This is a genomic window from Streptomyces sp. NPDC107521, assembly GCF_055598485.1.
Genome location: NZ_JBVKAT010000008.1, coordinates 165,763 through 189,505, shown reverse-complemented (window position 1 = coordinate 189,505; position 23,743 = coordinate 165,763). Strand labels below are relative to the sequence as shown.

26 protein-coding genes are annotated in these 23,743 nt (G+C 65.6%); all 26 read right to left on the bottom strand.

The window, feature by feature from the left end; translation table 11 throughout:
- Nucleotides 1–8: 8 nt before the first annotated feature.
- The 26 genes from ACZ7LB_RS15075 to ACZ7LB_RS14950 all read right to left on the bottom strand — a co-directional run bounded on the left by ACZ7LB_RS15075 (nucleotide 9) and on the right by ACZ7LB_RS14950 (nucleotide 23,719).
- The gene (locus ACZ7LB_RS15075; RefSeq protein ID WP_471468339.1) at nucleotides 9–587 is read right to left on the bottom strand and encodes a crossover junction endodeoxyribonuclease RuvC; all 579 of its coding nucleotides are present in this window, start codon (nucleotides 585–587) and stop codon (nucleotides 9–11) included.
- Nucleotides 587–1,054, bottom strand: coding sequence for a hypothetical protein (locus ACZ7LB_RS15070; RefSeq protein WP_471468337.1), 468 nt, complete (start codon nucleotides 1,052–1,054; stop codon nucleotides 587–589). The genes ACZ7LB_RS15075 and ACZ7LB_RS15070 overlap by 1 nt, the downstream gene beginning before the upstream one ends.
- The gene (locus tag ACZ7LB_RS15065; RefSeq protein WP_471468335.1) at nucleotides 1,051–1,962 is read right to left on the bottom strand and encodes a hypothetical protein; all 912 of its coding nucleotides are present in this window, start codon (nucleotides 1,960–1,962) and stop codon (nucleotides 1,051–1,053) included. The genes ACZ7LB_RS15070 and ACZ7LB_RS15065 overlap by 4 nt, the downstream gene beginning before the upstream one ends.
- The gene (locus ACZ7LB_RS15060) at nucleotides 1,944–2,309 is read right to left on the bottom strand and encodes a WhiB family transcriptional regulator (RefSeq protein ID WP_471468333.1); all 366 of its coding nucleotides are present in this window, start codon (nucleotides 2,307–2,309) and stop codon (nucleotides 1,944–1,946) included. The genes ACZ7LB_RS15065 and ACZ7LB_RS15060 overlap by 19 nt, the downstream gene beginning before the upstream one ends.
- Nucleotides 2,309–2,623 (bottom strand): hypothetical protein, encoded by a 315-nt coding sequence (locus tag ACZ7LB_RS15055; protein WP_471468332.1) that lies wholly within the window; start codon nucleotides 2,621–2,623, stop codon nucleotides 2,309–2,311. Before ACZ7LB_RS15055 ends, ACZ7LB_RS15060 begins: the two co-directional genes overlap by 1 nt.
- The gene (locus ACZ7LB_RS15050) at nucleotides 2,623–3,666 is read right to left on the bottom strand and encodes a RecA family protein (protein WP_471468330.1); all 1,044 of its coding nucleotides are present in this window, start codon (nucleotides 3,664–3,666) and stop codon (nucleotides 2,623–2,625) included. The genes ACZ7LB_RS15055 and ACZ7LB_RS15050 overlap by 1 nt, the downstream gene beginning before the upstream one ends.
- A 209-nt stretch (nucleotides 3,667–3,875) precedes the next feature.
- Nucleotides 3,876–4,280 (bottom strand): hypothetical protein, encoded by a 405-nt coding sequence (locus ACZ7LB_RS15045; protein ID WP_471468328.1) that lies wholly within the window; start codon nucleotides 4,278–4,280, stop codon nucleotides 3,876–3,878.
- A 2-nt stretch (nucleotides 4,281–4,282) separates the two neighbouring features.
- Nucleotides 4,283–4,648 carry a hypothetical protein gene (locus ACZ7LB_RS15040; RefSeq protein ID WP_471468326.1) on the bottom strand — a complete coding sequence of 122 codons (366 nt, stop codon included), beginning with the start codon at nucleotides 4,646–4,648 and terminating at the stop codon, nucleotides 4,283–4,285.
- Nucleotides 4,649–4,670: 22 nt separating this feature from the next.
- Nucleotides 4,671–6,560: a DNA polymerase gene (locus ACZ7LB_RS15035; protein WP_471468324.1), complete on the bottom strand. Its 1,890-nt coding sequence runs from the start codon at nucleotides 6,558–6,560 to the stop codon at nucleotides 4,671–4,673.
- 87 nt (nucleotides 6,561–6,647) lie between these two features.
- Nucleotides 6,648–7,370 carry a hypothetical protein gene (locus tag ACZ7LB_RS15030; RefSeq protein ID WP_471468322.1) on the bottom strand — a complete coding sequence of 241 codons (723 nt, stop codon included), beginning with the start codon at nucleotides 7,368–7,370 and terminating at the stop codon, nucleotides 6,648–6,650.
- Between the two features lie 3 nt (nucleotides 7,371–7,373).
- Nucleotides 7,374–7,826 (bottom strand): MerR family transcriptional regulator, encoded by a 453-nt coding sequence (locus ACZ7LB_RS15025; RefSeq protein WP_471468320.1) that lies wholly within the window; start codon nucleotides 7,824–7,826, stop codon nucleotides 7,374–7,376.
- Nucleotides 7,823–8,293, bottom strand: coding sequence for a hypothetical protein (locus ACZ7LB_RS15020; protein WP_471468318.1), 471 nt, complete (start codon nucleotides 8,291–8,293; stop codon nucleotides 7,823–7,825). Before ACZ7LB_RS15020 ends, ACZ7LB_RS15025 begins: the two co-directional genes overlap by 4 nt.
- Nucleotides 8,294–8,395: 102 nt before the next feature.
- On the bottom strand, nucleotides 8,396–10,000 hold the full coding sequence (locus ACZ7LB_RS15015; RefSeq protein ID WP_471468316.1) for a DEAD/DEAH box helicase: 1,605 nt from the start codon (nucleotides 9,998–10,000) through the stop codon (nucleotides 8,396–8,398).
- Nucleotides 9,982–10,950, bottom strand: a complete 969-nt coding sequence (locus tag ACZ7LB_RS15010; protein ID WP_471468314.1) for a toprim domain-containing protein — start codon at nucleotides 10,948–10,950, stop codon at nucleotides 9,982–9,984. Before ACZ7LB_RS15010 ends, ACZ7LB_RS15015 begins: the two co-directional genes overlap by 19 nt.
- A complete protein-coding gene (locus ACZ7LB_RS15005) occupies nucleotides 10,934–12,163 on the bottom strand; it encodes a DnaB-like helicase C-terminal domain-containing protein (RefSeq protein ID WP_471468313.1) in 1,230 nt (409 codons plus the stop codon). The genes ACZ7LB_RS15010 and ACZ7LB_RS15005 overlap by 17 nt, the downstream gene beginning before the upstream one ends.
- The gene (locus ACZ7LB_RS15000) at nucleotides 12,160–12,438 is read right to left on the bottom strand and encodes a hypothetical protein (RefSeq protein WP_471468312.1); all 279 of its coding nucleotides are present in this window, start codon (nucleotides 12,436–12,438) and stop codon (nucleotides 12,160–12,162) included. Before ACZ7LB_RS15000 ends, ACZ7LB_RS15005 begins: the two co-directional genes overlap by 4 nt.
- Nucleotides 12,435–12,722 carry a hypothetical protein gene (locus ACZ7LB_RS14995; protein ID WP_471468311.1) on the bottom strand — a complete coding sequence of 96 codons (288 nt, stop codon included), beginning with the start codon at nucleotides 12,720–12,722 and terminating at the stop codon, nucleotides 12,435–12,437. The genes ACZ7LB_RS15000 and ACZ7LB_RS14995 overlap by 4 nt, the downstream gene beginning before the upstream one ends.
- Nucleotides 12,723–13,028, bottom strand: a complete 306-nt coding sequence (locus ACZ7LB_RS14990; RefSeq protein WP_471468309.1) for a hypothetical protein — start codon at nucleotides 13,026–13,028, stop codon at nucleotides 12,723–12,725.
- Nucleotides 13,029–13,180: 152 nt separating this feature from the next.
- Nucleotides 13,181–13,846, bottom strand: a complete 666-nt coding sequence (locus ACZ7LB_RS14985; protein ID WP_471468307.1) for an ATP-binding protein — start codon at nucleotides 13,844–13,846, stop codon at nucleotides 13,181–13,183.
- A complete protein-coding gene (locus tag ACZ7LB_RS14980; protein WP_471468305.1) occupies nucleotides 13,843–14,373 on the bottom strand; it encodes a hypothetical protein in 531 nt (176 codons plus the stop codon). Before ACZ7LB_RS14980 ends, ACZ7LB_RS14985 begins: the two co-directional genes overlap by 4 nt.
- A 178-nt stretch (nucleotides 14,374–14,551) precedes the next feature.
- The gene (locus ACZ7LB_RS14975; protein ID WP_471468303.1) at nucleotides 14,552–14,953 is read right to left on the bottom strand and encodes a hypothetical protein; all 402 of its coding nucleotides are present in this window, start codon (nucleotides 14,951–14,953) and stop codon (nucleotides 14,552–14,554) included.
- Between the two features lie 92 nt (nucleotides 14,954–15,045).
- Nucleotides 15,046–15,780, bottom strand: a complete 735-nt coding sequence (locus tag ACZ7LB_RS14970) for a hypothetical protein (protein ID WP_471468301.1) — start codon at nucleotides 15,778–15,780, stop codon at nucleotides 15,046–15,048.
- Nucleotides 15,781–16,394: 614 nt separating this feature from the next.
- A complete protein-coding gene (locus tag ACZ7LB_RS14965) occupies nucleotides 16,395–18,476 on the bottom strand; it encodes a hypothetical protein (protein ID WP_471468299.1) in 2,082 nt (693 codons plus the stop codon).
- Complete coding sequence (locus ACZ7LB_RS14960) at nucleotides 18,473–21,394, bottom strand: hypothetical protein (RefSeq protein WP_471468297.1); 2,922 nt, start codon at nucleotides 21,392–21,394, stop codon at nucleotides 18,473–18,475. The genes ACZ7LB_RS14965 and ACZ7LB_RS14960 overlap by 4 nt, the downstream gene beginning before the upstream one ends.
- Before the next feature lie 7 nt (nucleotides 21,395–21,401).
- Entirely contained in the window at nucleotides 21,402–22,184 is a 783-nt protein-coding gene (locus tag ACZ7LB_RS14955) for a hypothetical protein (RefSeq protein WP_471468295.1), read from the bottom strand.
- A gap of 11 nt (nucleotides 22,185–22,195) precedes the next feature.
- Nucleotides 22,196–23,719, bottom strand: coding sequence for a baseplate J/gp47 family protein (locus tag ACZ7LB_RS14950; protein WP_471468293.1), 1,524 nt, complete (start codon nucleotides 23,717–23,719; stop codon nucleotides 22,196–22,198).
- Nucleotides 23,720–23,743 lie beyond the last annotated feature (24 nt).

Sequence of the window (23,743 nt, the reverse complement as noted above, 5' to 3'; positions counted from 1 at the left end):
ACCGTCTGTTATGCGACGTCCCTGGATCGGCTTCGCTTCGGGGGATTGCGGATCGTGGCGAGGACTTCCTGCTGAAACTTCAGCTCCGGCGGCTCGGGCGTCGCGAGGGCGTCCGCGATACGGGCCAGAACGTAGGCGTCGGCGGAGTCGTTGCTGGACGACTCGTGCTGCCAGCGCATGTAGACCGCCATCATGATCTTGTCCTTGGTGGCCTGGCCGCTGCCGGTGACGAACTTCTTCACACTGGTCGGCGCGACGGAGTGCACGCGGCGCTCGATGTGCTGGGGGAAGGCGGCGACGAGGGCGAGCTTCATCATGCCGCCCAACTCGCCCAATTCCTCTCGCCTGTACTTCGCGCCGTAGGCGTAGCCCTCGTAGCAGATGTGGGTGACCTGGCCGAGCTGGGCGAGACCTGAGAAGTGGTCGCGGAGGGTGTAGTAGACGAAGAACAGCCGGTTGATGCCGGCTCCGGCGAGCTTCGGGCTGAAGTCGAAGACCTTCTCAGTGGCGGTGCCGGTGGAGGGGGTGTAGCTGACGACCGCGCAGCCGCTGTAGGACTGGTCGACGCCGAGAGAGATGCGGGGCATCAGGCCCCCCACTTGCTGTATCGCGTGTCGGCCTGGCCGCTCTGGCGGCGGGAGAGATCGCGGGAGCAGAACTGGGCGCGTGACTCGGCGTTCTTGTGGACCATCTCCAGGCCCTCGGCCAGGGCGAGGGCGTCGAGGTGGCGCTTCTCGTCTTCCTGTACCTGGGGGTCGGCGCCGGCTGCCGCCTTGCGGCCGGCCACGGTCTTCTCCGTGGACGCGGCGAGGGCTGCGCGGGCGGTGGAGTGGTCGAGGTTTTGCTTGGCCGCCCGTACGTCGGTCCGGGCCTCGACCAGGCGCATCGCGGTGTACGCGGTCCAGGACACGTACCCGCCATACAGGGTCATGAGCTGGCGGTCGTCGAGGGAGGTGATGTCCGCGGGGAGCTGCGGCAGGTAGCCGTCGGGCCGGTCCTCGCGCTCGAAGCCGAGGGTTTCCAACCTGCCCCAGAGGTCGTCGGCGGCGCTCATTTCTTGGTGTCCTCCGTGAATTCGAGACAGGAACGGCAGCCGGAACGGCCGTTGATGTTGCAGAAGGGAGGCGTGTCCGCCTGGAGACAGTCGGTGATGGCGCTCGCTGCGTCGATCAGTGGTTCGGAGAAACTCTCGTCGTAGGTGACCGTGAAGGACTTCGTTTCCTGCGTGGCCTTGAAGTCGTAGAAGCAGATGGCCCTTTCGGTCGGGAGATCCTCGAAGTGGTTGGCGAGGTACATGTAGAGCTGCACCTGGCGGACTGCGGTCGGCAGCGGCCGGCGGAAGTCGCGCCACAGCCGGGTCATGTCGGGCAGCCGGCCGTGCGGAGTGTCGACGATGTAGCGCTCCAGGAATTCGGGGCGCTCGTAGCGCAGGCTGCCGAGCCCGAGGGTCTTGATCTCGATGAGCGAGGTGTCCTCGGGGCTGTAGCCGTCCGCCTTCCCGCCGATGCGCACCGGGTCTGCGTGCAGGGGGACTTCGGCGTACTCCAAGCAGGAAGGGGGTGCGCTGCACCGGTGGCACTCGGCCGGCGTGGTGAAATTCCAGAAGCAAGCGCCGCAGTACCAGCACTTCCAGTCACCGGCGAGCCGGCCCATCTCGGTGAGCCAGCGCTGCCACTTCGAGTGCGTGCGGTGGCCTTCCTCGAAGATGTTCTCCCGGGTGAAGGTCGTGTTTCGCTTCTCGGCCGGCTCGACTTCGCGGCGGAGCCGATGGAAAGCCGCGAGGTGGCACCAGTCGGATTTCACCATCTCGCTGGGGTGGAGCACGTCCTGGCGGCGGTCGGAGGGCTTGGCAGCCTTTTCCAGGACGTGCTTTTGGATGTCGCCGAAAAGCGGCTCATTCAGCTTGGTGGCGTTGAGGTACTCGGTGAGTCCGGGGCCGCCCTTTACGACGCGTGGGGCCACTGTTTCTCCTGTGATTCGAGGGTGACTTTGTCAGTGGGCGGAAGCCATATCCAGCGCTCCGGCATTGCCGGGTAGCGCATGCGTAGGGCGAGACGGTCTTCGGGCGTCATCCCGCCCCAAACTCCGTAGTTCTCCCGGTTCATCATGGCCACGTGCAGGCATTCGGCCCGGCGGGGGCAAATCACCCCGTCCTGTGTCCCGTTGCAGACGCTGAGGGCCAGGTTCTCGGCGGAGAAGAAAACATCCATTTTACGTGTGGGGGCGAGGGCGGCGGTGCGGCATTTCGCCTCGCCGTGGTGGTGCTTGAGGGACCAGTCGGGGGCGGTGACGACGGCACGGATTCCCATCAGCCCTCTGCCTCCAGTTCCAGGAACCGCAGGAAGTTCTCTTCCGAGATGACGACCCAGTTCCGGCCGTGCATTTCGACGACGAATGCCATTTGCCGCATGTCCAGGAGTGCGTTCTTCTCGGCTGCGGTCAAAGCAGCATGCGCAACGGTGAACCTGCTGCTGGCAGTGGTTTTGCATTCGAGGGACCATCTGTCGTTGCGGACGTCGTTTTTCACGGCCCATCCGTTGCCGGAGCCTGCCACCGTGCTGCCACCGATCTTCCGGGCGAGCCGCTTTTCCTGGGACCGGGAGGCTTTGATACGCCGGTCCATCAGGCGGCACCGGGCTGCACGATTGCCATGACGTCAGCGGTGAGCTGCTCCTGGAGGTCGGCGTCCTCACGAAAGGCGGCGTTGAGCTTTTTTTCACCGTGCCATTGCTGGCCGCCGTACTTGTACCAGGAGCCTTCGAGGGTGATCAGGCCGTACAGGACGCCCATGGTGACCATTTCCGCGGCGGTGTCGTAATCCCCCTTGAGAGCACCGCCGTTGGAGTCGGCGAAAAAGAAGCGGATACTCGCCACCTGCTGGGGTGCCGCGGACTTGGACTTGATTGTCTTCATCTTGATGACCTGGCCCACCCGGACAGAGCCGCCGCCGGGGCGCTTCTCGTCAATCCATTCCGTGCGGGCCGCTTCCAAGCGCGTGTAGTAGGCGTAGTTCTTGGCCCGGCCCCCGGGCGATGTCTTGGGGGTCATCCCGGACGGTGACCAGGCGCCGATCTGATCGCGCCACTGGTTGATGATCAGTGCCAGGAGGGGGCGTTCGGTCTCGACGAGGCTGCGGCGGGTGGCCGATCCCACCTTTCGGAAGAACCGGCCGGTGACGCGGGCGCCGGCCGAGATGGTGGCCTGGTCCATGTCCCGCTCCGCCTCGTCATCGGCGACCAGGGCCGGGTACGAGTCGAGGACTACGGCGTCGAATGCGCGGGATTCTGCGGCGCGCAGCAGGGCGGTGTAGGCGTCTTCCATCGCGTTCGTCGAATAGACCGCTACTCGGTCGACGTCCACGCCGAGAGTGGTTGCCCACTCGGTGTCGTAGTGCTCTGCGGCGACCCAGAAGGTAGCGAATTCGGGGTCGCGCCGCTGGTTTGACGCAATCGTCTTGTGGACGATCGTGCTCTTGCCCGAGCTTTCCGAGCCCACGATTTCGTTCCACTGATTGGCGGGCCAGCCTCCCCCGAGCATGACGTCGAGGGACAGAGAGCCGGTCGTGAAGCGTGAAGTCGTCGGCATCGTCGAGGCGACGATGACCGAGCCGGGATGCTTCTTATTGATCTGCGCCATGACGGCGCGGGCCTCATTGCTGAGCGGCATACGAAGACCGTATGAAAGTCAAAAATTACCGCACAGCGCCATTAGAGTGAGGCATTTTCCTATTTACGGGCAGCCCGGTGGTTCATCGACCGTTCCGAGGCAGACAGGCTTTCTCGCGGGCTCTTGCACCGGATTCGGGCCGTGGGACATGGCCAGGAACACGAGAACCGCGGAGGCGGCCATGACCGCGCACGCCCCGAGGAAGCGGCTCACAGTCGGCCGACGATGACATTGGGCTGGTACCCGGCGCCCTTCGGCTGGCACAGGCTCTGGCGGCTCGGAGCGCTGGAGTTGTTGGCGATGGCCGCGCCCTGCGTGGAGTTCTGCACCGGGTACTGGCAGTCGGCGCACATCTCCCGCACGTTCGGGCTCGGCCGCCAGTAGTTGTCGCTGGCGCACGAGGGGCACACCGCGGTTGACTTGGCCGACTGAGCCTTGGTCGTGGTGTAGGGGCTCTGCGCGGGCTGCTGCGGCTGCGCGGGCGCGGCCGGGGTGCGGTAGGTGGGGTGCGACCACCAGGGCGCGCCCTGCGGGGTGAAGCCTGCCTGCGGCGTGCCCGGTGCGGGTGCTGCGCCGGACTGCTGGAGCTTGTTCAGCCAGAAGTCGGAACTCATCGCTAACCCTTCACTTCCAGAGTGCCGTTTTCGAGTAGGTGCGTGATGACGGTGGCGGCGGCGGTGCGGCTGACGACGGTGAACATCGCGGCTTCGGCCTCGTCCTCCTCGTGGTCGCATTCGCGATTGAGGCGCATGAGTTGGTAGAGCAGGTCGGCCGCGATGTCCGCGTGGCCGAACACCTCGTCCGCCACCCGGTTGAGTTCTTCGATCCGCAAGTGCGATTGGATGTGTTCCTGGCGGTCCACCTCTGGACTGGCCGGCACCATGCCGAGCATTCGGCACACATTGTCGTAGTCGTGGCAGGCGACAATGTCGCGCAGCATTCCGCGTAGAATGGCCGGTGCTTCGGGGATCTGGGTGGGCATAGAGCCAGAGTAGTGCGAATGATTATTTAGCTTCACTCCAGCGCTTGCAGATTTTCACGTCCGTGGTCACCGGGACGGAAAGCAGTTGCATCTCCGGGCCGGCCATCGCGTCGTGAAGGATTGCAGCCCCTTCCTCAGCCAGGTCGAAGGGGCACATCGCGGCGATCTCGTCGTGCACTGTGAGCAGGATCTGCATGTCCGGCAGCAGGTTCTTGTGCAGCCGGGTGAGGGCCAGTTTGGTCATGTCAGCGTTGCTGCCTTGAATGTGAGAGTTGACCACCTGGCGTTCGGCCTTGCCGCGGCGGCCGTTGTCGCGCGAGAGCAGGTCGGGAAGACGGCGCTTTCGGCCCAGCAGGGTGCGCAGGTACGGCTCCGGCCGACGCGAGCGGACGGTGCGCAGCAGGGTGCGCTTGTAGGCGTAGACCTCGGGGAACTGCTTCTCGTGCTCGGTCAGGATCTGCTTCGCGCGGCGCAGCGTGGTGTGGGACATGTCGGCCACTTTCTGCGGCCCTGCGCCGTAATTGATAGCGAACGCGATGGCTTTGGCGATCTGCCGCATCTGCTTGGTGACGTCCTCGGGCGCCACGCCGAATACTGCTGCGGCAGTGGCCGTGTGAGCGTCCACGCCGTCCCAGAAGCCTTGCCAGAGCGCGCCTTTGCCCGCGAAATGTGCGAGAATGCGTTGCTCGATCTGGGCGTAGTCCGCGACCAGGAGGACGAAGCCTGCGAGCGGGTCGACCAGGTCCCGGATGGCCTTGCCCCACTCGGTGTCGGGGCGCGGCCAGTTCTGGACGTTCGGCTTGGATGAGCTGAATCTCCCGGTGACGGTGCCGTATTGCTTCAGGATCGGAAAAATCCTGCCGCCGAAAATCTGGGTCGGCTTTCCCTCGTCCGGGTCGCCGAGGTACCCCTCCACGTAGGTCGACAGGATCTTGGAGACGTCCTGGTAGGCGAGGATCGAGTCGACCACGGCGTTGCGTCCCTTGTAGGGCTCCAGGGATTCGGCGTCGGTGGACGGGGCGCCCTTGGGGGTCCGCTTCCGGGGGCGCAGGCCCTGCTCCTCGTAGAGGATGACCCGCTTCTGCGGGGCACTGCCGATGTTGAAGACGCGCCCGGCCGCGCGGTAGACGTTTGCTTCGCACTCGGTCATCCGGGCACGCAGCGCGGCGCGGAGCCGCTCCAGCGCGCCCAGGTCGATGGGCACCCCGCCCGCACCCATGTGCAGGACGCAGGCCAGGACATCCATCTCCAGGGCCCACATGTCCTCCAGGCCCTCCGCGGTGATGCCGGGGCGGATGGCCAACCATTGGAGCCAGGTGCTGGCCGCGTCCATGTAGGAGTAGTCCGCGACGGTACCGAAGCCGTGTTTCTCGACGCATTTCCCGACCTCTTCGAGGTCGTAGACGAGATTCCAGCGTTCCTTGTCGAGCGACTTCAGGCCGATAGCCCGGTTCTCGTTGAGCATCCAGGCGCCGACGATGGTGTCCCCGTAGGGCGGTGGCGGGTACTTGCCCTTGTAGTACTTCGCAACGCTCAGCAAGTCGAACGGGGCGTTGTGGGCGACCTTCAGCCGCTCGGAGAACAGCAGCTCTTCCAGGGCGTCGAACACGACACCGGGCCGCAGTTGCTTGGGCGGGTCCTCCCACCGGGCTGGGGTGTGATCCCACTCGCCGGTGCGTTTGTTCTTTCGCCGGGTCGCCTTTTGCAGCAGCCGGTGCCCGACCGGATGTCCCATCGGGATGACGACGGTGCTGCCGGTGGTGGCGAGCGAGATCCAGGTGACCTCGTTGACCGCGGGAACTCCGCGGTATTGGCCGGTGGTTTCGACGTCGAACGCGAAGCCGTCCTGAGTCCGGAAGTAGGCGACGGCTTCTTCGAGATGGCGGATATCGGTGATGAGCTGCACGAGCACCCCGAGCCGGTGAGGAGAAGAGAAAGCCCGCGCCGGCGTGGGCCACGAGGCTCGCCGGCGCGGGCAGATTGCGGGGGTGTGCGGCTGTCAGGCGTCGTCCATCAGCAGTCGGACGATTTCCTCCATGGCTTCCTCATCGAGAGGTTCCTTGACCTTGTCCCCGTACTCGTGGCATTCATCCTGGAACTGGTGCAGGGCGTCGTCGGACAGCGGGGCGACGCCGTACTCCTCGTCCAGGTCCCTTTCCTTGACCCGCTCCAACGTGTACTCCACGCTCTTCTTCTTGGTCTCCTTGCGGATGGTGAAGTACAGATCGGGGCGATTCAGGGGGCCCCTCTTTTCGTCGGTCGCGATGTCCTTGAGCTGGCGTGCGATCTTGATCCCGACGTCCCAGACCTTGAGGGTGGGGTACTCCGGGTCCTCCAGTGAGACGACATCGAAACAGGCGGAGAAACGCTTCGCCTTGTCTCCGATAGAGCAGAGCGGGCAGGCCGGGGTACCCCAGCAGCGGATCGACTTCGAACCGTCCTCGATCTCGTCGATCCAATGACTGCTGAAAACGTCGAAAGGGCCCTCCCCGAGGATCTTGATGACCATGCGGTTCTCGGTCACCTTGAGGTACAGGTCACCGCCGCCGGTGGAGGACGCGACCCGGTCGACGTCGTCCCAGCCGGCTTGGCCGACCGGTCCGGCGCCGGTCTTCACGATGCGGCCGGAAACCGGCTCGCGCCGGGCGGGCGTGTGGGCGGGGGATTCCTCGGCCTTGTTGGGCAGGGCCCGGCGGCGGCCGTAGGTGCGGGTCTCAGGCATGCGTCAGCTCCAGTCGTGAACGGGCTCGGGGATGACGGCGCGCGTCTGCCGGAAAAGCTCCTGACAGCGGGCCGGGAACTGCGTGTGCGAGATGAAGCGGCTTGTGCCTGCCAGCACGCCCTCTTCGAAGGCGATGTGAACCACGCCTTCGATCTGCCTGCGCGTGTAGAGGCGGCGCCGGCCGTTTCTGCTCTCGCTGTTGTAGATCCAAGTGGCGGCAGGAAAAAGGCCGTTGGTCTCCCACTTGTAGAGGGTTTTGGTGGACCGCCCCAGGGCTCCGGCCAGGTGGCTGATCGCGAAAAATTCGCGGTAGTAGCCATGGATTTTCTTGTAGACCGGGTTCTCGTCCCAGCGGGCCGCCTCACCGAGGCCGGGATTGACCACCGGATGCGGCGCCCCAAGGGGGCGGGCGGTTCCGGGGTAGACGTCGAGCGGCTGGCGCGGGGGGTGAATCACGACGTCATCCCCCGGAACGCAAACGATTCCCGCTGGACGAAGATCCGGTCCATCTCCTCCTCGGTGAGGTGCCCTTCCTGGAGGAGCACGTACAGTTCGTCCGCGTCCAGCGTCGGCACCGGAGGAAAAGCCCGGCGGTACAGCGCATCACCCTTGGCTGTGAGGATGAGCGTGGCGGCTTCCTCGTCCGCCACCACGGACACCCGCCGTTCGCGCTTGATGCGGATGTACTCGTGGTCGCCAGCCGGGATAGGGAAAGGCAGGTCGAGGAACTGAGAACCCTTGTGATCGGTGTAGCCGCGCTCTTCGACTGCGGCGACCACCTTGTCCCGGAGCTTGTTGAGCCGGGACGTCTCCTCGGTCACCTGGGCTTTGAGGACGGCCCACTCCCTGAACAGGGGGATGACGGGGTCGAAAGGGATGCGCCGGGGTTCCTGGGCAGCCGTGGGATTGATTTCTTTAGGCACGCAGTGCTCCCGTAGAGGTGGTGCGAAGGAGCTACTCCAAAGCTCCGTGCAGCCGACCCTACGAAACGAAAATAGGACCGCCAATCGGCCAGGCGAGTGCTCTCAGAGGTTATTTCCGATGTGGTCCGACAAGGACTCCACGTCGATGTCCAGGTACCCGGCTCCCCGCCCGTCGACCACGGCCTGAGACAAGCTCTGACGCATCCTCAAGGTGGCCTGCACACGCTCCTCGATGGTGCTCTCTACGACCAGATTCACGACATGAACCCAGTCGAACCGTGAGCTGGCGCGCACATGACGGGTGTTGCGCTGCGACAGAACCCCGTTTGAGTAAGGCAGGTCGTAATTAACCAGGTACTGGGCCTCCGGCAAGTCCAGCCCGTACCCGCCGGCATTGGTGGAGATGAACAGCCGGCAGGCGGGGTCTGTCTTGAAGCGCGCGAGAGCAGCGGCCTTGGCGTCCGAGTTGAGCTGCCCATGGAAGACAACCAGGTCTCCGTAACCTTCCAGCCGGTCGACGAGGTAGGGCAGCATTCTGCGGTAGTCGGTGAAGACGACGGCTTTCGTACCGGGCTCGCCGAGCATGGCACTCACCACCTCTTCCAGCACAGCCAGCTTCGCGCTGAAGTGCAGCTCGGGCAGGTCGTAGCGGGTCGCCACGAAATCCGCGGCGTACTGCGAACCGCCCGAGCCCTCGTAGTAGGCCACCGCGGAGTCCATCAGGAGCTGCGGGTGGTCCAGCAGCAGCCGGGCGGCCTGGACGCGGGCCATGACCCTGCCCTGCGCGCCGGAGGCCATGTCGGGACGGTCACCGGCGTAGTAGGCGGCGACGTCCAGCTCCTGGCCGACCTGTGCAAGCTCGTCCATCGCCTGCTGCAAGTCGGCCAGGATCGCCCGGTAGATGGTCCGGGTCGTCTTGTCGAGCTGGACCAGGCGGGTGGTCTCCGATACGGCCGGCAGGTACTTGGCGACCTCCGGGTCCAGCCGTGATTTGCGGATCATCGCCCTGGAAAGGCTCCGGTGCAGCAGATCGAGATTCCTGTAGGAGGTGACGCCCCCGAAAAAGTTCCGGTTGATATAGCTCTTGTCGAACAAGTCCCAGCGTCCGAGAACCTCTTCGTTCACCCACTCCATGATGGAGAAGACTTCCTCGGCCCGGTTCTCCACCGGCGTTCCGGTGAGCGCGATACGCACGGGCGGCATGAGCTTCTTGATGCGCTTGGTGGTCTGCGCGGCGAAATTCTTGATGGCCGTCGCTTCATCCAGGATCAACGCGTCGGCCCACACCGCGCACAAGCTCCTCCAGTCGTGCAGGACGGCGCCGTAGGAGGCGATGACGTAGTCCGCCTGCTGGGCGGCCTCCCACTGCTGCCGACGCTTGGCCGGCGTGCCGTTGACCACGACGCACACGTTCTCGGCGGGCACCGTGAGCTGGGCGCTGCGGACCTTGATGGTGCGCCGGGGAGCGTCCGTGAACGCGGCGATGGCCTGGGCCCACTGCCACTTCAGCGACGACGGCACGAGGATGACGCAACGGCGGATGTCCCCGCGGCCGAGCATCTCTTCGATCGCAGCGATGGTCATGACGGTTTTCCCGGTGCCCATGGAGTACGCGACCAAGAGCCGGCGGTCGGACAGAATGCGGTCGACCCCGTCATGCTGGTACGGGTGCAGCTTTCCGGTGAACATCAGCGCCTCCTGCGCCATGGGTAATGGGCACCGGCATAGGCGGACAGGGCCGCTGCGTCGTCCATTTCGCCCAGGTCTTTGGCCGTGATTCCGCGGTAGTCGAGGAACTTCATCGCCAGCCCCCGTGGGCGCCAGCGCGCGTACAGCCGATCGCGGGAGGTGCGGCCGGCGGTGTCGTTGTCCAGGCCGAGCACGAGAGTCACGCAACGCGCCTTCAGAAGCCGTATTTGCGCCTCGGACACGTGGGCGCCGAATGCCGCGAAAGCGCCCTCTATGCCCAGGGCGTGGGCGCGGGTGGCGTCCAGAGGGGATTCCAGTAGGAGGGCTTTCTCCCCTTTCCAGGTGAGGTCACCGAAAAGGGTGCGCGACTTGGTGATTCCCTGCGGATAGTTTCGGAAGTACCTTTTACCCTTCTCCTGCCACCCCCACAGTTCTCCTGTGACAGGGTCGCGGATTGGAAGAATCCAGTGCCGGTTTTCCGAGTGCCACAGAACACCAAACGCTTCGCACGCCGCAGCGGTCAGCCCTCGCGAATCGAGGGCCTCGGCGGGAGGCGGCTCGAAAAGCGCAAGCGAAGCCTCCGTGATCCGCTCCTCCGGCGTCTTACGCTCTGGCTGCTCATCGTCGTCCCGTGTGCGGTATACGCCGTGGCGTGCAATCCACTGGAACGCCTCCATGCGCCCCAGCCCCAGCCCGTCCTCGACCAGGTTGATAAACGCTCCGGCGTACCCGCACGAAAAGCAGTGAAAGAGCCCGCTCCGCGAGTTGACCGAGAACGAGGGCCGGCGATCCGCTTTCCCTGTAAGGGCGGCGTGAGCGGGACAACGAGCAAGAAACTCCGTTGAGTCCTCGCCGCTCAACTCCCGCAGAACCTCGATTCCCAGATGCTGCATGGCGCCGGCCACATCAGTCGGCACCGGGTTCGAGAATGCGGAGAGCTGGGACCAGACGTCAGTAGGGGAGGTCATCGGAGACCTCCTCCTCGAACACCGGCGGGTCCCAGGAAATAGAGATGAGGTTTTCCTGCGGGGGAGCGTTGCGGGAAGCAAGGACTTTCATCCGGTAGTAGGTGTCTTCGTCGGTCGCTTCCATACCGACGACCAGGTCCGCGTCCTGGACCCAAGCGCTCGTATACCCGAGACTGTTCGCGGTCAGCCCTTTGGCGCCGACCTTGTGACTCAGGGACTGCGTGGTGACGACGACGGGCAAGTCGTTGTTCAGTGCGAGTTTTTTCAGTCCTCGGGAGATGTTCGTCAGCGCGATCGGCGTCTGCGACTCACGGGAGATCTCGTCGAAGAGGAAATATGCGCCATCGACGAACAGCACGCTCGGTGAAAGCTGGTCGATTTTCGACTGGATACCGGTCAGCGTCATTGCGCCAGCCCGGTCCTCCGTCACGACGTACGGGTGGTCGCCGAGCGGCCCCGAAAGGGCCTTATCGAGTGCCCTCCACTCCTTCACGCTCAACTCGCCCGTCTGGAGCTTGCGGGGGTTGACCCGGGCCAGGAAGCCGTCCAGACGCCGGGCGATCTCCTGGTACGGCATCTCGAAGGAGATCAGGAGCGGCCGGGCACCGTAGTCGTACGCCGCCCGCGTCATCCCGAGCATGACCGTGGTCTTGCACGATTTCGCCAGACCGGTGAGGACCACCATCTGTTGCGGCTGGACACCCGAGGTGAGCCTGTCCAGGAACCTGAAACCGGTCGGGATGCCGAGCATCTGGTTGGGGTTGTCGCGGGCCTGCCGGTAGACCTCCAGACGCTGGGCGCCCGTGGAGGCGTAGTCGATCTCGCGGGAGGTGGCGGTCACCGTGGTTGCGTGCGCGAGCATCATCCGCAGCAAGGAAAGCGCGGCTTCGCTGCCCTTGCTGTCCAACGCCTCGGCGACCGCGCCCAGACCGAGGTCCAAAATCGTGCGCCGGCGGGCCTCGTGCAGCTCCCGGATGAGGTAGTCGATCGGCCCGGACCCCTCTTCGCGGAAGGCGAAGTTGGGGTGGTCGCGCTGGATTACCTCCGGTGTGGGCGGCTCCCCGAAGTCGGCTTTGAAGGCCAGGACTTCCGTGAAGACCCTGCGTGTGGTGGGGTCGAGAAAGTGGTCGGCCGTGATCCGTGCGGTGGTGACCGTCTCCAGGTCCCCGGTGAGCGCGATGTAGCTGATCACCTCCTCCTCGATGCTGCTCACGAAATGTCCACCAGCGTCAGCGGCCCGACCTCTTGCTCCAGGTCTCCGAGCGGGATGGCGCCGAGGTGCACGTCGTACACGACCGGCTCGAAGGTCACCCGGTGCGGCTCGTCCTCACGGACACGGACGACGGTCGCCCACCCGACGAGAGGGAGATACTCGGTCTCCAACTCGCCCGCTGCGGCGGTGACGTGGCAAGTCTTTCCGGTGGTGTCGGGCATGTACTGCGCGACGATGCGGCCGTTGTCCTCTGGCGGGATGCGGTAGTCGATCACAGAACTTCCACCAGGGTCAGAGGACCGAGTTCCGCTTCGAGGTCACCGAGCGGCACGGGCCCCATGCAGTCGTCCTCCACGACCGGCTCGACCGTGATGTGGGGCAGCTCGCCGGCGAGGAACGTGACGACGACGGCCCAGCCGACCAAGGGCAGTTCATCGCAGCCGATAATTCCGATCTCCGAGCGCAGGCGCGCGGTCTTGCTGGTGGCGTCGGGGATGAGCTGGACGACCTCCCGACGCCGGTCCTCGCCCTTTCCGGGGCGGTAGTCGTGCTTGTTCATTCAGGCCGCCTTGCTGATCAGCTCGGGGTGGTGGGGGTGGACGTAGATGCCGCGGGGCCCGTAGCGCAGGGTGTGTCCCGGCAGGGCGTGGAAGAGGCGGGCGCCGCTGAGCGTGGCCAGCAGCCGTGCCATCTGGTTGGGGGCGGTGACCACCAGGCGGCTAGTGGGGATGTCCTCGGCCTCGATGCGTTGGGCGAGATCCCCAGCGACCGCTTCGGGCAGGTAGGTGACCAGAGCCATGTCTGTGTCGCGCGACCACAGTTGCCACAGCTCGGCCACCGCCTGCGCGTTGGTCTCCTCGAACAAGTCCAGCGCGGAAGCGGATCGCCAGCGACGGCGAACGCGCTGGTTGAAACGTTTCTCCGTATAGCGGGGGCCAGCGATTCCGATGAGGTGCTCCCACACCACGTACACGCGGGTGGGGATCGGCTCGTCCGCGTCCAGATCGGCGTACCCGATCACGCGTCGGCCTTCCGCAGGGACTCGCCGAGAAGGATCGCCCGGCGGGTGCACTGATCCACGAAGGACCGCAGCGGCTTGGAGTAACGCTGCGCCCAGGCGTCGCCGGGCAGGTTGGTGGTGATGAGCGTGGGCAGGCCCAGGTCGAACCGCTGCCGTAGCAACTCGTTGAGCAGGTCTTCGGCGTACTGGGAACTGGTGGTGTGCTCCTGGCCGACGTCGTCCAGCAGGACCGCTTCCGCCCACTCGGTGCGCTCGATTGCGTACTGCCAGCGGGACAGCTCCTCAAGGCCGACGTCGCCGCTGGCCTTGAGCGCCTTGATTTTCCTGTCGACGTGCGCGGGGAAGCGGGCGTGGTAGACGGAGGTCCCCCAACGCCGGCGCAGCTCACACAGAACCGCGGCGGCCATGGTGGTCTTGCCGGTGCCCGGGGGACCGGCGAAGAGCAGGCCGCGACCGAAGATGTTGGGGTTGGTCGGCACACCGCGCCAGTTCTTGTCCTGCTGACCGCGGAACTGCTCGACGTAGGAGCGTGACTTCGCCAGCGCCTGGGCCTGACTGGTGCCCATCTCCTCGACGTCGTTCAGGGTGAGCCCCCGAAGCCGGGGCGGAATGCCGGTGCCGACCCAGCGGGCACGCTCGGGGTCCATGCGAGTGGTGATCACGAGTTCTCCCAGGAGGCGGCGAAGGCTTGGTCGTCGTCTCGGCCGGCGACGCTGCTCTCGCTCCAGGTCGCGTATTCGGTTTCCGCGACCGCTGCGCCTGTCTTACGGAGGTCTTTCAGGAGGCCGTAGCGGCGCCACCGGAAGTCCCAGACGTACGGCTTTTCGGGGGCTTTGCCGTCGAGCTGCCTGAAGTACAGGTCGACCATGGAGCGGCAGTCATCGGGGGTCAGGCCGACAGCGCGCCGCAACTCGCTGAAGGTCGCCATCAGGGCCTGCCGATTGCCGATCTCCAACGGTCCGGCCCAGCTCAGGGGCGGGCAGGCGGAGGTGAAGTAGTCGACCAGGCCGCGGATGGAGTCGGGGCCGTGCGTGCGGCCCTGGGGACGCCTGGTGCGGCGCGGAGCAGGCTCGGGCGGGGTCCATGCGGTCTGAGGGGCCGGAGCAGGCTCTGAGGTGCCCCGGAGAAGCTTCCGGGCGCAGGCCGTGGCGTCGAATTCGGTGTCTGGGTCAATGCGGTGTCGAGCCATGTCGTGTTTCCCCTGGCGGTGTGGCGGGCCAGAAACTGCACGCGAACGGATGTTCGTGAGCAGTTAATAGAAACCGAAGGTTTCTATTCACCAAGCAATGGCTTGGGCTAGAGCTTCTGCTTGAGCGTGTATGTGCACGCTCGATGCGTCAGCTACTGCGTCAGCGGAGTTACTCGCTCTACGTCAGGTCCCCCTCCATGAGTCGGTTTTCCTTCACGAGCAGCCGGATTGCGCAGTCGACGAGCTGGTGGTGCGGCATGCGCTCCTGCGCAACACGCACGGGGCCGAACACGCTGGCCACCGGAATGTCGCCCACGCGGATCTGTGTCTCCGTCTTTGCTCCGGGCCACGCGAGTACGCGCACAAGTCCAATCCCGCGCAGGTCACTTACCGCACGGGTCGCGGTCCGAAGGCACACCTTCATCTCATCCGCAAGGTCCTGCTGCGTGAGATAGGCGCACGACCAGCCGGTTTCCTCGTCGTATCGGCTGCTCTTGTGCGTGACGAGATTCGTGTACGCCTGCCGAGCCCTCTCAGGAACTCTTGCGAGAATCTCATCCGCCGGAATTTCGAGACTCATGCTAATCTCCCGGGGAGTTAGTTGATTGGCGTGGCAGCCAGAGCGACGGCCCCCGGCGGAATCCGGTCAATGTCCGCCGGGGGTCCTGCTGTTTAGGCGGGAACGCGTCGGGTCTGCGCGTTCTTCGGGGGGCGGCCTCGGCCGGCCGGCTTCCACTGGCCCGACTGGTCGTCGAAAATCTCCAGGCGGGTCCGCTTGGGGATCTCGCCCGTCTCGGCGTCCGCCGGGACTTCCGGCCTCGGCGCCAGCAGTGATCGGCCGCGGACGAGGCTCTGCCGCAGTTCAGCGGCGGAGTTGACCATCGATCCGAAGATGGTGTCGATGAACCCCTCCGCGTTCGCCAGGGCCTGGCTCACAGCGGCGGCCTCGGTGGCAGTGAGCGTGAGATCCGGAGCGTCGGAGACGGCGGTGAGTGCCACCTGCCCATCAGCCTCGACCTCCAGGGCCAGCTCCTCGGGCGGTGTGTGTCCGGGCAGGTGCTGCCAGGTGATCTCCAGCAGCATGCGGGACAGATCGTGGACAGGGATGCCCTCGCGCAGCGCCGCAGCAGCCGCGGCGGCCGTCGTCTCGTCGAACTCGCCCTCGCGGGAGAGGACGAGCAGCATCGGGTTCTCTGCCTTGGCGAGCCGCTCCACCATGTCGTGGTCCGCGGCGGAGCTGATGAAGATGTCCTCCTCGGGGTTCACGACGTTTCCCAAGAGGTCGTCCGTGCGCAAGTTGCCCGTCTCGTCCCAGAGCACCTGGTACGCCAGCTCGCACCGGACAGCCCATTCCCAGAAGGCGTGCACTGCCTGGGAAGTGGCCTTCTCGCCGGCCGGGATGAACACGTGCAGCTTGTAGCGGTCGGATGGTGCGAAGTAGCCCTCGGTGTCCTCCGGGCCCAGAGAGAAGTGTGTGTTGAGTGTGTCGACGACGAGGTTTTCGGCGACCTCGGCGTCACCCAGAACCCCCAGCGTGACGGTACGCAAAGCCATATCTTCCTCACATGAGTTCATCTGGTGGGGCGTCAGCGATAGTGCCTCGGTTGACCCATCGGAAATAGATGCGACAGGGCACTTTGTTTAAGCGCCACTCGCCTGGCGGAAAGTGCTCCGCAAGGGTGAGACAGCCCGTCTGACCTCACGGACCGGGCATTGGCATCCCCCGTCCGGACCTGCCGCGCATTACGGTGGCGATCTGAGAGGGCTCACTCGAACGGCTCAGCATGTGGAGGGTGCCAGCGGCTCCGGCCGCCGCGACTACCGTCAAAAGATCTCGGTCCACCCAGCGGTCCAGAGCCACCGCGACGCCGAGCGCTGCGAGTGCCTTGATGTACGCGGCGACCGGGTCCGGAACGGGGAGTGCCGAGCACAGCGCGCCGAGGAGAGGCCGTACGAGGCACTCCCAGACGAAGAATGTCGCAAGTGCGAGAACGAGCAAGTAGAGCATGGCAATTCCCGGGTCACGGGGCGCTGGCGTACACAATCCGGTAGGAAGCGCCCACGCCGATCTGCCGTCGAATGAGCTGATCGAGACGGTACTGACTGACCCTTTTTCCGCGGTAATAATGCGAGCGGGAGCCCCCGGGAGTGCCCTCCCACATGTAGTCGGCGCTCGGTTCGTTGCCGTCGAAGTAGGGGGCGAGCTTGTCTGCCTGCTCGACCAGAAGGTGGTCGTAGCGGAACGTCAGCGGACCGATATTCGAGTAGGGCCCGTTTTTCACCAGCGACTGCCACAGGAATCCGTCCCACTGCACGACGGCACCAACGGTGTACGGCAGAGTCTGGGACCAAGTCGGCTCGAAGTCCGGCATGTCGTCCTGGAGCGACCAGACCGCGTCGCTAGTCCCCGGCTGAACGGCGGCGTAGACACTCGCCACGTCGTCGGCCGCGTAGCCAAGGTAGAGCCGCAGGGAGCCGCCGTAGGTGCTGGACGTCTTGAACGTCACCGCCAGCCGGGTCCAGGTGGTGTTCCCCGTGGGATCGAGAATGGGCGTGCTCGTTCCGCGGATGATGTTGGTGCCGTCGTTGGCCCACAAAGTGACCGGGACTTCGCCGGCCATCGGCAGCACGTAGACGGAGGCCGTGTAGACGGTGTCCGGCTTGAGGCGGTCGACGAGTGCCGGCTGCGCTGTCTGGGAGATGACCCCGGTACGAGGCGACGTGCCGTTGATCAGCGTGGTCGTCGGCACGCTGGTAATGCTGTACTGCGCCGCGTTGCCCACGACGCCGCCATTGGTGGCCAGAGTCAGTGCGCTCGTCACGCTGGCGTCCTTCTCCTGATTCCAGCCCCAAAGCGAAGCCTGAAATGACGGGTTCTTGGCGAGGTTCACGCGCGTCGCCCGGAGCTTGACGATGAGCTGGCGCGGCGTCTGCCATGCCCTCGCCGGGGAGGCGCCGGCGCTCCTGCTGGCGAGCGCACTGGGCACCCACAGCCGGTGCTCGTCCACGTAGAACTGCACGCGCGCGGCGCCGCCCGAGGTGACGCGTGGGACGACGGCAGCCCACGCGGCGTTGGCGTCCATGGTGTGCGTCGCGCTCGCCTGCTGCCACTTGTGCCCGCCGCTTGCGGTGACCGGGTCGCCTGCCGCGAAGGTGCCGATCAGGTTGAAGTTCGCGTCGTAGCGCAGGACGGCGCAGCGGAACTGCATGCCGGCGACCTCGCACGCGACGGAGACCTGAGCCTGGTAGGTGACGCCTGGCTCGACGCGGACCAACGCGGCTTGCAGGGGTTGCAGGGTCAGGGAGGCGGGGGCCGGGATCGGAGTTCCCCCCACGACGCCGGTTCCGTTCGGACTGTCGGGTGTCCCCTCGCCCGGCAGGAAGGTGCGGTACTTGACGTCTGCGTACGTCTGCCGCTTGGCCATGAGATTCCCATGGGTACCGAACTGATGCACTGCCTGGTAGGAGTTGGTGGGCGGCGGGCTTTGGTAGACGAGTTTGCCGGAGAATGCCCCGCACGACGTGTACTCGGCGGTGCGGGTGTAAGTCATGTAGTCCGCTTCGCCGCTGCCTCCGACGGGCGAGAACATCAACGGGCCCTCATAGCTGGCCTGCTCCAGATCGAAGAGGTTGGAGCCGAACTGATTAGTGTCGGGGTCGATCCCCGCCGGGGTGCGCTCGAACTGCACGTAGGCGACCTGCTGCGTCTCCCCGACAGCCATGGCGGAGGAGGTGACGCCGAGGCGGGCGTAGTCGTAGACGCCGTAGATCGCGCCTGCTGGGCCCGGGGAGTAGGTCTTGTTCGGCGCTTCCAGCGTGAGCGAGAGGCGGCGCCATGCGTTCGTCGGGTCGGTGCCCCCCAGGCGGATGACGGCTGAGGTGGGGTAGCTGAAGGCCGGGTCGACGTAGATGGACGGCCCGTACGGCACCACGGCGAAATCGGTGAGGCCGCCGGGCACGTCGGAGTAGGTCAGGGCGATGGTTCCGTTTCCGACGCTCCGGCCAGCGTCAAAGGCCACCTGAGTGATGAGTCGCAAGGCGGGGTTGAAGACGCCCATGCTCGACGAGGTGCCGGCCAGGGTGACGGGGATGGCGACGGTCATGTGCGGACCCTTTCGAGCATGCCGTAGCCCAGCGCCACGTTGTTGCGGGTGTCGGAGACGTTGGCGAGGGTTCGCCAGCCGGACCACGCGCGGGCCTCGACGAGGATGTCTCCGGCCCGATTGCGTACGCGCATGCGCTCGCCGTAGCTGACGGGGGTCCAGGTTGCGACGACGGCGACGGTGACCGCGGTGACGGTCCCGCCGGAGACCGTCACGGTGGTGTAGGTCAGCCGGTCGCGGGAGGCGAGCCAGTAGGCGGAGGCGCTGTAGCGGAAGACCAGGCCATGCTCCATCGTGGCCAGGGAGTTGTCCGGGGCCGACATGAAGGTGACGTATGCCTGCTCGCCCTGCTGCCCGGTGGGGGGTGTGGTGTAGACCCAGTCGCGCTGGAAGAACAGGACCCGGCCAGCCTGCCGCTCAAGGGTGGAGGTCGTGTTCCAGGCCGTGGGCCGCACGACGCCGCGGGCGTTCGCCCAGGTGCCCCAGGACGTGACCCAGGGAACAGGCACGCCGTGAGTGCCGGCGGCCGGTACCGTCCAGCCGGTCGGGGCGCCGCCGGTGGACTGCGGGTAGGTGGGGGTGGTCTCGAACCGGTCGAAAAGCATCTGGGCGTCGGACTGAATGTACCCCAGGCCGCCGTAACTTCCGCTGGAGTTATACCAGTGAACGAACAGGCGGACGTCCTCGCCCGTCGCTGTCGACGTGCGGTTGTGGTACAGCGAGTAGGTATAGCGCTGGATATTCCGGCCACACCAGCGCCACCAGAGATTGTCCGTGTTGTAGCCCGTCGGATAGATGCCCAGGGAAAGCCTGGCCGCTTCGTAGAGCTGGCCGCGCCAGGAGATGCGGTCGCCCTTTTTATAGGAGCGGGTGGGGGACCAGGAGGCGACTCTCGGCGTGAAGATGGAGTCGGCCAGAATGCGGCTGGGCTCGGGCGAGGTGTTCGACTTGTAGGAAGTGAACCGCCACTTGTCGGGGTTGAGGTCGGGTTGCCGGCCGATGCTCTGCGCGGTGGCGACGTACACCGGTGCCGTGGCCCAGCCGAGGGGGTTCCAGGTCACTGCCTGGCCCGGGTAGTACGTCTCCGTCGGACTCCAGGCGCTGGTGCGGACAGGGCCGGAGAGGAAGATTTCCCGGGTGCCGGCGGCGCCCAAGGCGGTGTAGTTCAGGCTGTTGCCGGTGCCGGGGCTGCCTGTGCCCACGGCGGCGCCCTGGGGGGAAATCCACCAGTCGGGGGTGGCGGTCCCGGTGACGTCCGGGTTGACCACGCTGCCCGGCAGGGTGATGTTCCAGGAACCGTACCCGGCGGTGAGAGGGTTCCACTCGGTCTGGGTGTCCTTGAGCGTGTTCGCGGTGATGGCCTGCCAATAGCTGGCGGACTGCGCGTGACCGGTGGGAGGGACGTGGAGGTTGACTCCGGCGCCCTGGAGGATCAGGTAGGAGAGGGTGATGTCGTAGCCCTTGCTCAGGGCGTTCTTCCCGGTGCTGGTCAGCACGAGCGTGTTGCCCGTCGCCGTGAGGGTGAAGGTGCCAACTACTGCGACGGGGACCTGCTGCCGCGAGGAGTTGTACAGGTCGATCGGGGTCATGCCTCCGTCGACACCGTTGACCTTGGCGTTGACGATGCCGCCGACGGGGTCGGCGATCAGGACGGCGAGGACGGTGTAGGTTCCAGCCGTGGGCGCGCTGAAAGCGTAGGTGAGGGTGTCGCTGGCGGCGGCGTTGCTGAGGCGGACGTATCCGGGGTACGGATCGGCGACCCGGTCAGGATCTTTGACGATCGTGCCGGTACCCGTTCGGGCCGGGTTGGATGATGTATAGGAAAGGTAGACCGATTCGCGGCGCGGTGTGCCGATGGCGGCGTAGAGGGTGCCGTTGTAGGTGACGATGTCCGAGTGGAGTTGGGACCCGACGGTGGTGTAGTAGACCTTGTCGCGCTGCCAGTCGGGGAATGTGGGGCTAGCGAAAGCGGACTCGTCGAGGTCGTGCATTTCGTTGTAGCCAACGATGACGTCGGAGTCCCAGCCGGTAAGCGCTTTGACGAGCTTCTTGGTGGACTCCGTGCTGCCGCGGTCGCGCTGAATGAGGGCCGCGTTGGCGACGTAGGAACGGCGGAGTTCCGGCAGCGCAGGGAGCCGAGAACTGATGCCCATCTCCTGCGCGCGCAAAGACAGTTGGCGGTCGGTGCATCGCATGATGTCGTTGAGGCGTAGCAGTTGGTCGTGCTCGCATTTGATCGCGTCAAAAAAGTATCCGAAAATTCGGCAAAAGCGTCCGAGTTGCTCGTTGGGTGGGACACTCGACGCGGTACTTTCGACGACCTCGACCTTGTACGGCCGGGGGATGTGCTCGTAGAGCAGCTCGCTGTGCTTGAAGTCCTTCACGGCTAGGCCGACGCAGCCGCCGCACCGGTACCACGCCTCGGTCATGCCGGTCAGGCTCCAGCTCCCGGGGTTGGTGTCGGGCTGAAGACCCGTGGCGGTTGCTGAGGCGGCATAGACCTTGCCGCTGTAGGTGACGAGGTCACCGGGGTAGTAGACGGCCGTGGCATCGTAGGCGTCGGGGGCGGTGCTGACGAAGACGGCATAGTAGTAGACCTTGCCGGGCACAACCGGGTCGTCGAGGTAGCGGTTGGTGGGCTCGCCGCTGCCGCCGCCCACTCCGGCCGCGCTTTCGAGAATGACCCAGCCGTCGTCCTCCGCTTCCGGGATGCCGTAGGAATTGCGGACCAGGCGGAGCCGGCTCCACGACTTCACGCTGGCAAGGATCTGACTGGAGTTCGCCTGAATCGGGGTTTCCCAGGACACCTCCAGCGCGCCGTAGCCGCGCTGTTCCGCGACCATCGCTGATTCGAACGAAACGAATAGCGGTGCGCCGTAGAGAGTCTTCGCGTAGATGTCGAGTTCGTAGACGCCCATCGTTACCTCACGTCAGGTCGCGCACGAACGAAACAGAGATGTTGCAATTGGCGTCCACCGTGTTGTCGCTCGCTCCGTGTTGGCTTACTTGGACCTGAATTGGGGCGCCCTTGTTCCAACGTCCCTGCCACGACAGGTTGATACGGTGGCGAATCCACGTCCGGGTCTCGATGAGGCTGTCCTGTCCGGCGATTTCTTCCGTGCCCCGCATCAGCCGGACGTGGACGAAGTGGAGATCATTTGCCTTTCGGACCGTGGAGTCGGCCCACACATTGACAGAGATGTCCCAGAATCCCGTCAGCGGTGCGTAGATGTTCGAGCCGCCCTGGTACATCTTGTTGGGGTCGTAATCCGCTGCACCCCACTTGAATGGGACCCACCTGCCCTCGCCGGCGGGCACCTTCATGCCCGGCGCGCGGATGACCGCAGCCGCCGGCTTGAACGGCTTGCTCTGCCCGGACTGCCCGACCAGGAGCTGTGTCATCAGCGTCAGCCATGTCATCTGCTGCTGCATCGCCTTGAGGCGGTCGGTGACGGAGGAATAGGTTTTGGCCGCCCCGAAGTTGCTGACCGGCGCTGGCGTCTTGACGGTCACGGTGCCGGTCTTCGGGGGCCAGGCCGTGCTTCCGCTCGGGACCCACCCGGGCCAGACATGCGGGGTGACACCCACGGTGCGCTCGACCGCCGACAACTCGTTCTGGAGGTCGTTGACATGGGCGGCCCAGATGACATCGACGTTGTCGGTTCTCGGGGTGAACGACCTCACCGACACGGGGTAGACAGCGGGCATGGCGCGGGCTCCTATACTCCGCCGCTGGCGGTGATCACGATGTTGCCGACGATGGGGATCTCGTTGTCGCGGCATATGACGTCGGCCGTGCCGCTCTGCGTGAGGTCGGACCGAGCCATCATCTGAATGACCGCCCAGTCGACCCCCGGTACTTCCTGGATTGCCCGGTACAGGTGCGAGATGGAAATGCGGGAGCCGAACGTGGTCTCCGGCGGCGTGAAGACACGTTGGATTGCCTGCTGCACGGCGAGCTTGACCGTGTCGCGGCGATACCGCGGCTGCACGGAGATGAGTACTGGCAGTGTGCTGGAGCCGATGTTCACCGGGACCAGGGTCCCGTTGACGACGTTGACGACCACGCCGGACAGGGAGCGGGCCTGGACGTACTGGGCGACCGCGTCGCGCTGCCCCTCCGAGGGCAGGATGTTGTTCGGCCCGATGATGAAGATGGTCACTGCGCTGGCGGAGCGGACCACGGCGCGAGCGTCGGCGACACCGGCGACCGTCAGTGCGAGGTCGGCGTAGTCCGTGGCGCTGACCGCCCGGCCCTGCGCCCGGAAGACTCGTGGGGCGTTGATCCGGATCTGATCGATGGTCTCCTCGTCGGCACCACCGGTCATCGGCGAGGACCCCGCGACGACAACGCCGGGGACGGATTCCGCGAGGTCGAGGATCGAGCCCTGGGGGACGTTGCCGTAGGAACCGCCGCCGGTGCGGTAGGCCGCGGCGATGGTGAGGCCCGTTGCCGGGACATCCCCGTTGACGCCGTCACCGAACGTGATGCGGGTGATGCCCTGGTCGTCGGTGGCCGCGGTGAATACCAGGTCGGACTCGCGGGTGAGTAGGAAGTCGTCCACGCGGGTCCACTCGGTGCCGCCCACACCGTCGTCCACGAAGACGCGCACGGTGTCGAGCAGGACGGGGGTGTGGGCGAGGGTGAAGACCTGGGATTTGGTGCCGTCACTGCTGCCGATGTCCTCCCCCCGGATGGTGGTCGCGGGCTGCCCGGAGGCGGAGGCGTAGAGGGCCAGGATTCGGCCGCCTTGCGTGGCTCCTTCGGCGACGAGCGCGACGACCTGGGGGACGGGGGTGGTGTACGCCGGCACGATGACGTTTGCGGTGGTCTCGTACGTGATCGGCCGGTCGAGCGAGGGGATATACGAGGTGATGACCTGGGTACCGGCTGGCAGCGTGAGGGGGGAGGTCAGACCGGGCTCAGAGCTGAAGGCGACCTGACCGGTTGCCGGGATCGCGGTGTGCGGCTGGTACCCGAGCTGCTGCGCGATGGCGACGACGGAGGAGCGCTGCGTTGCCGTAGCAAGGAATCCCTCGTCCACGATGCGGTCCTGGTAGAAGGACATGATGTCGCCGAGGTAGGCGAACAGCTCCACCATGACGACGCCGAAGTCTGCGGGGGACCTTGACGTCCATTCCGGGAGAACCTGCTCCGCATAGGCCAGGAGTGCATCGCGGTAACCGGTGAAGTCCCGCGACGTGTAGTCGATATTTGCTACCGACCCGCTGTCGACTGCCACCACGCACACTTCCTCTCGGTCCCT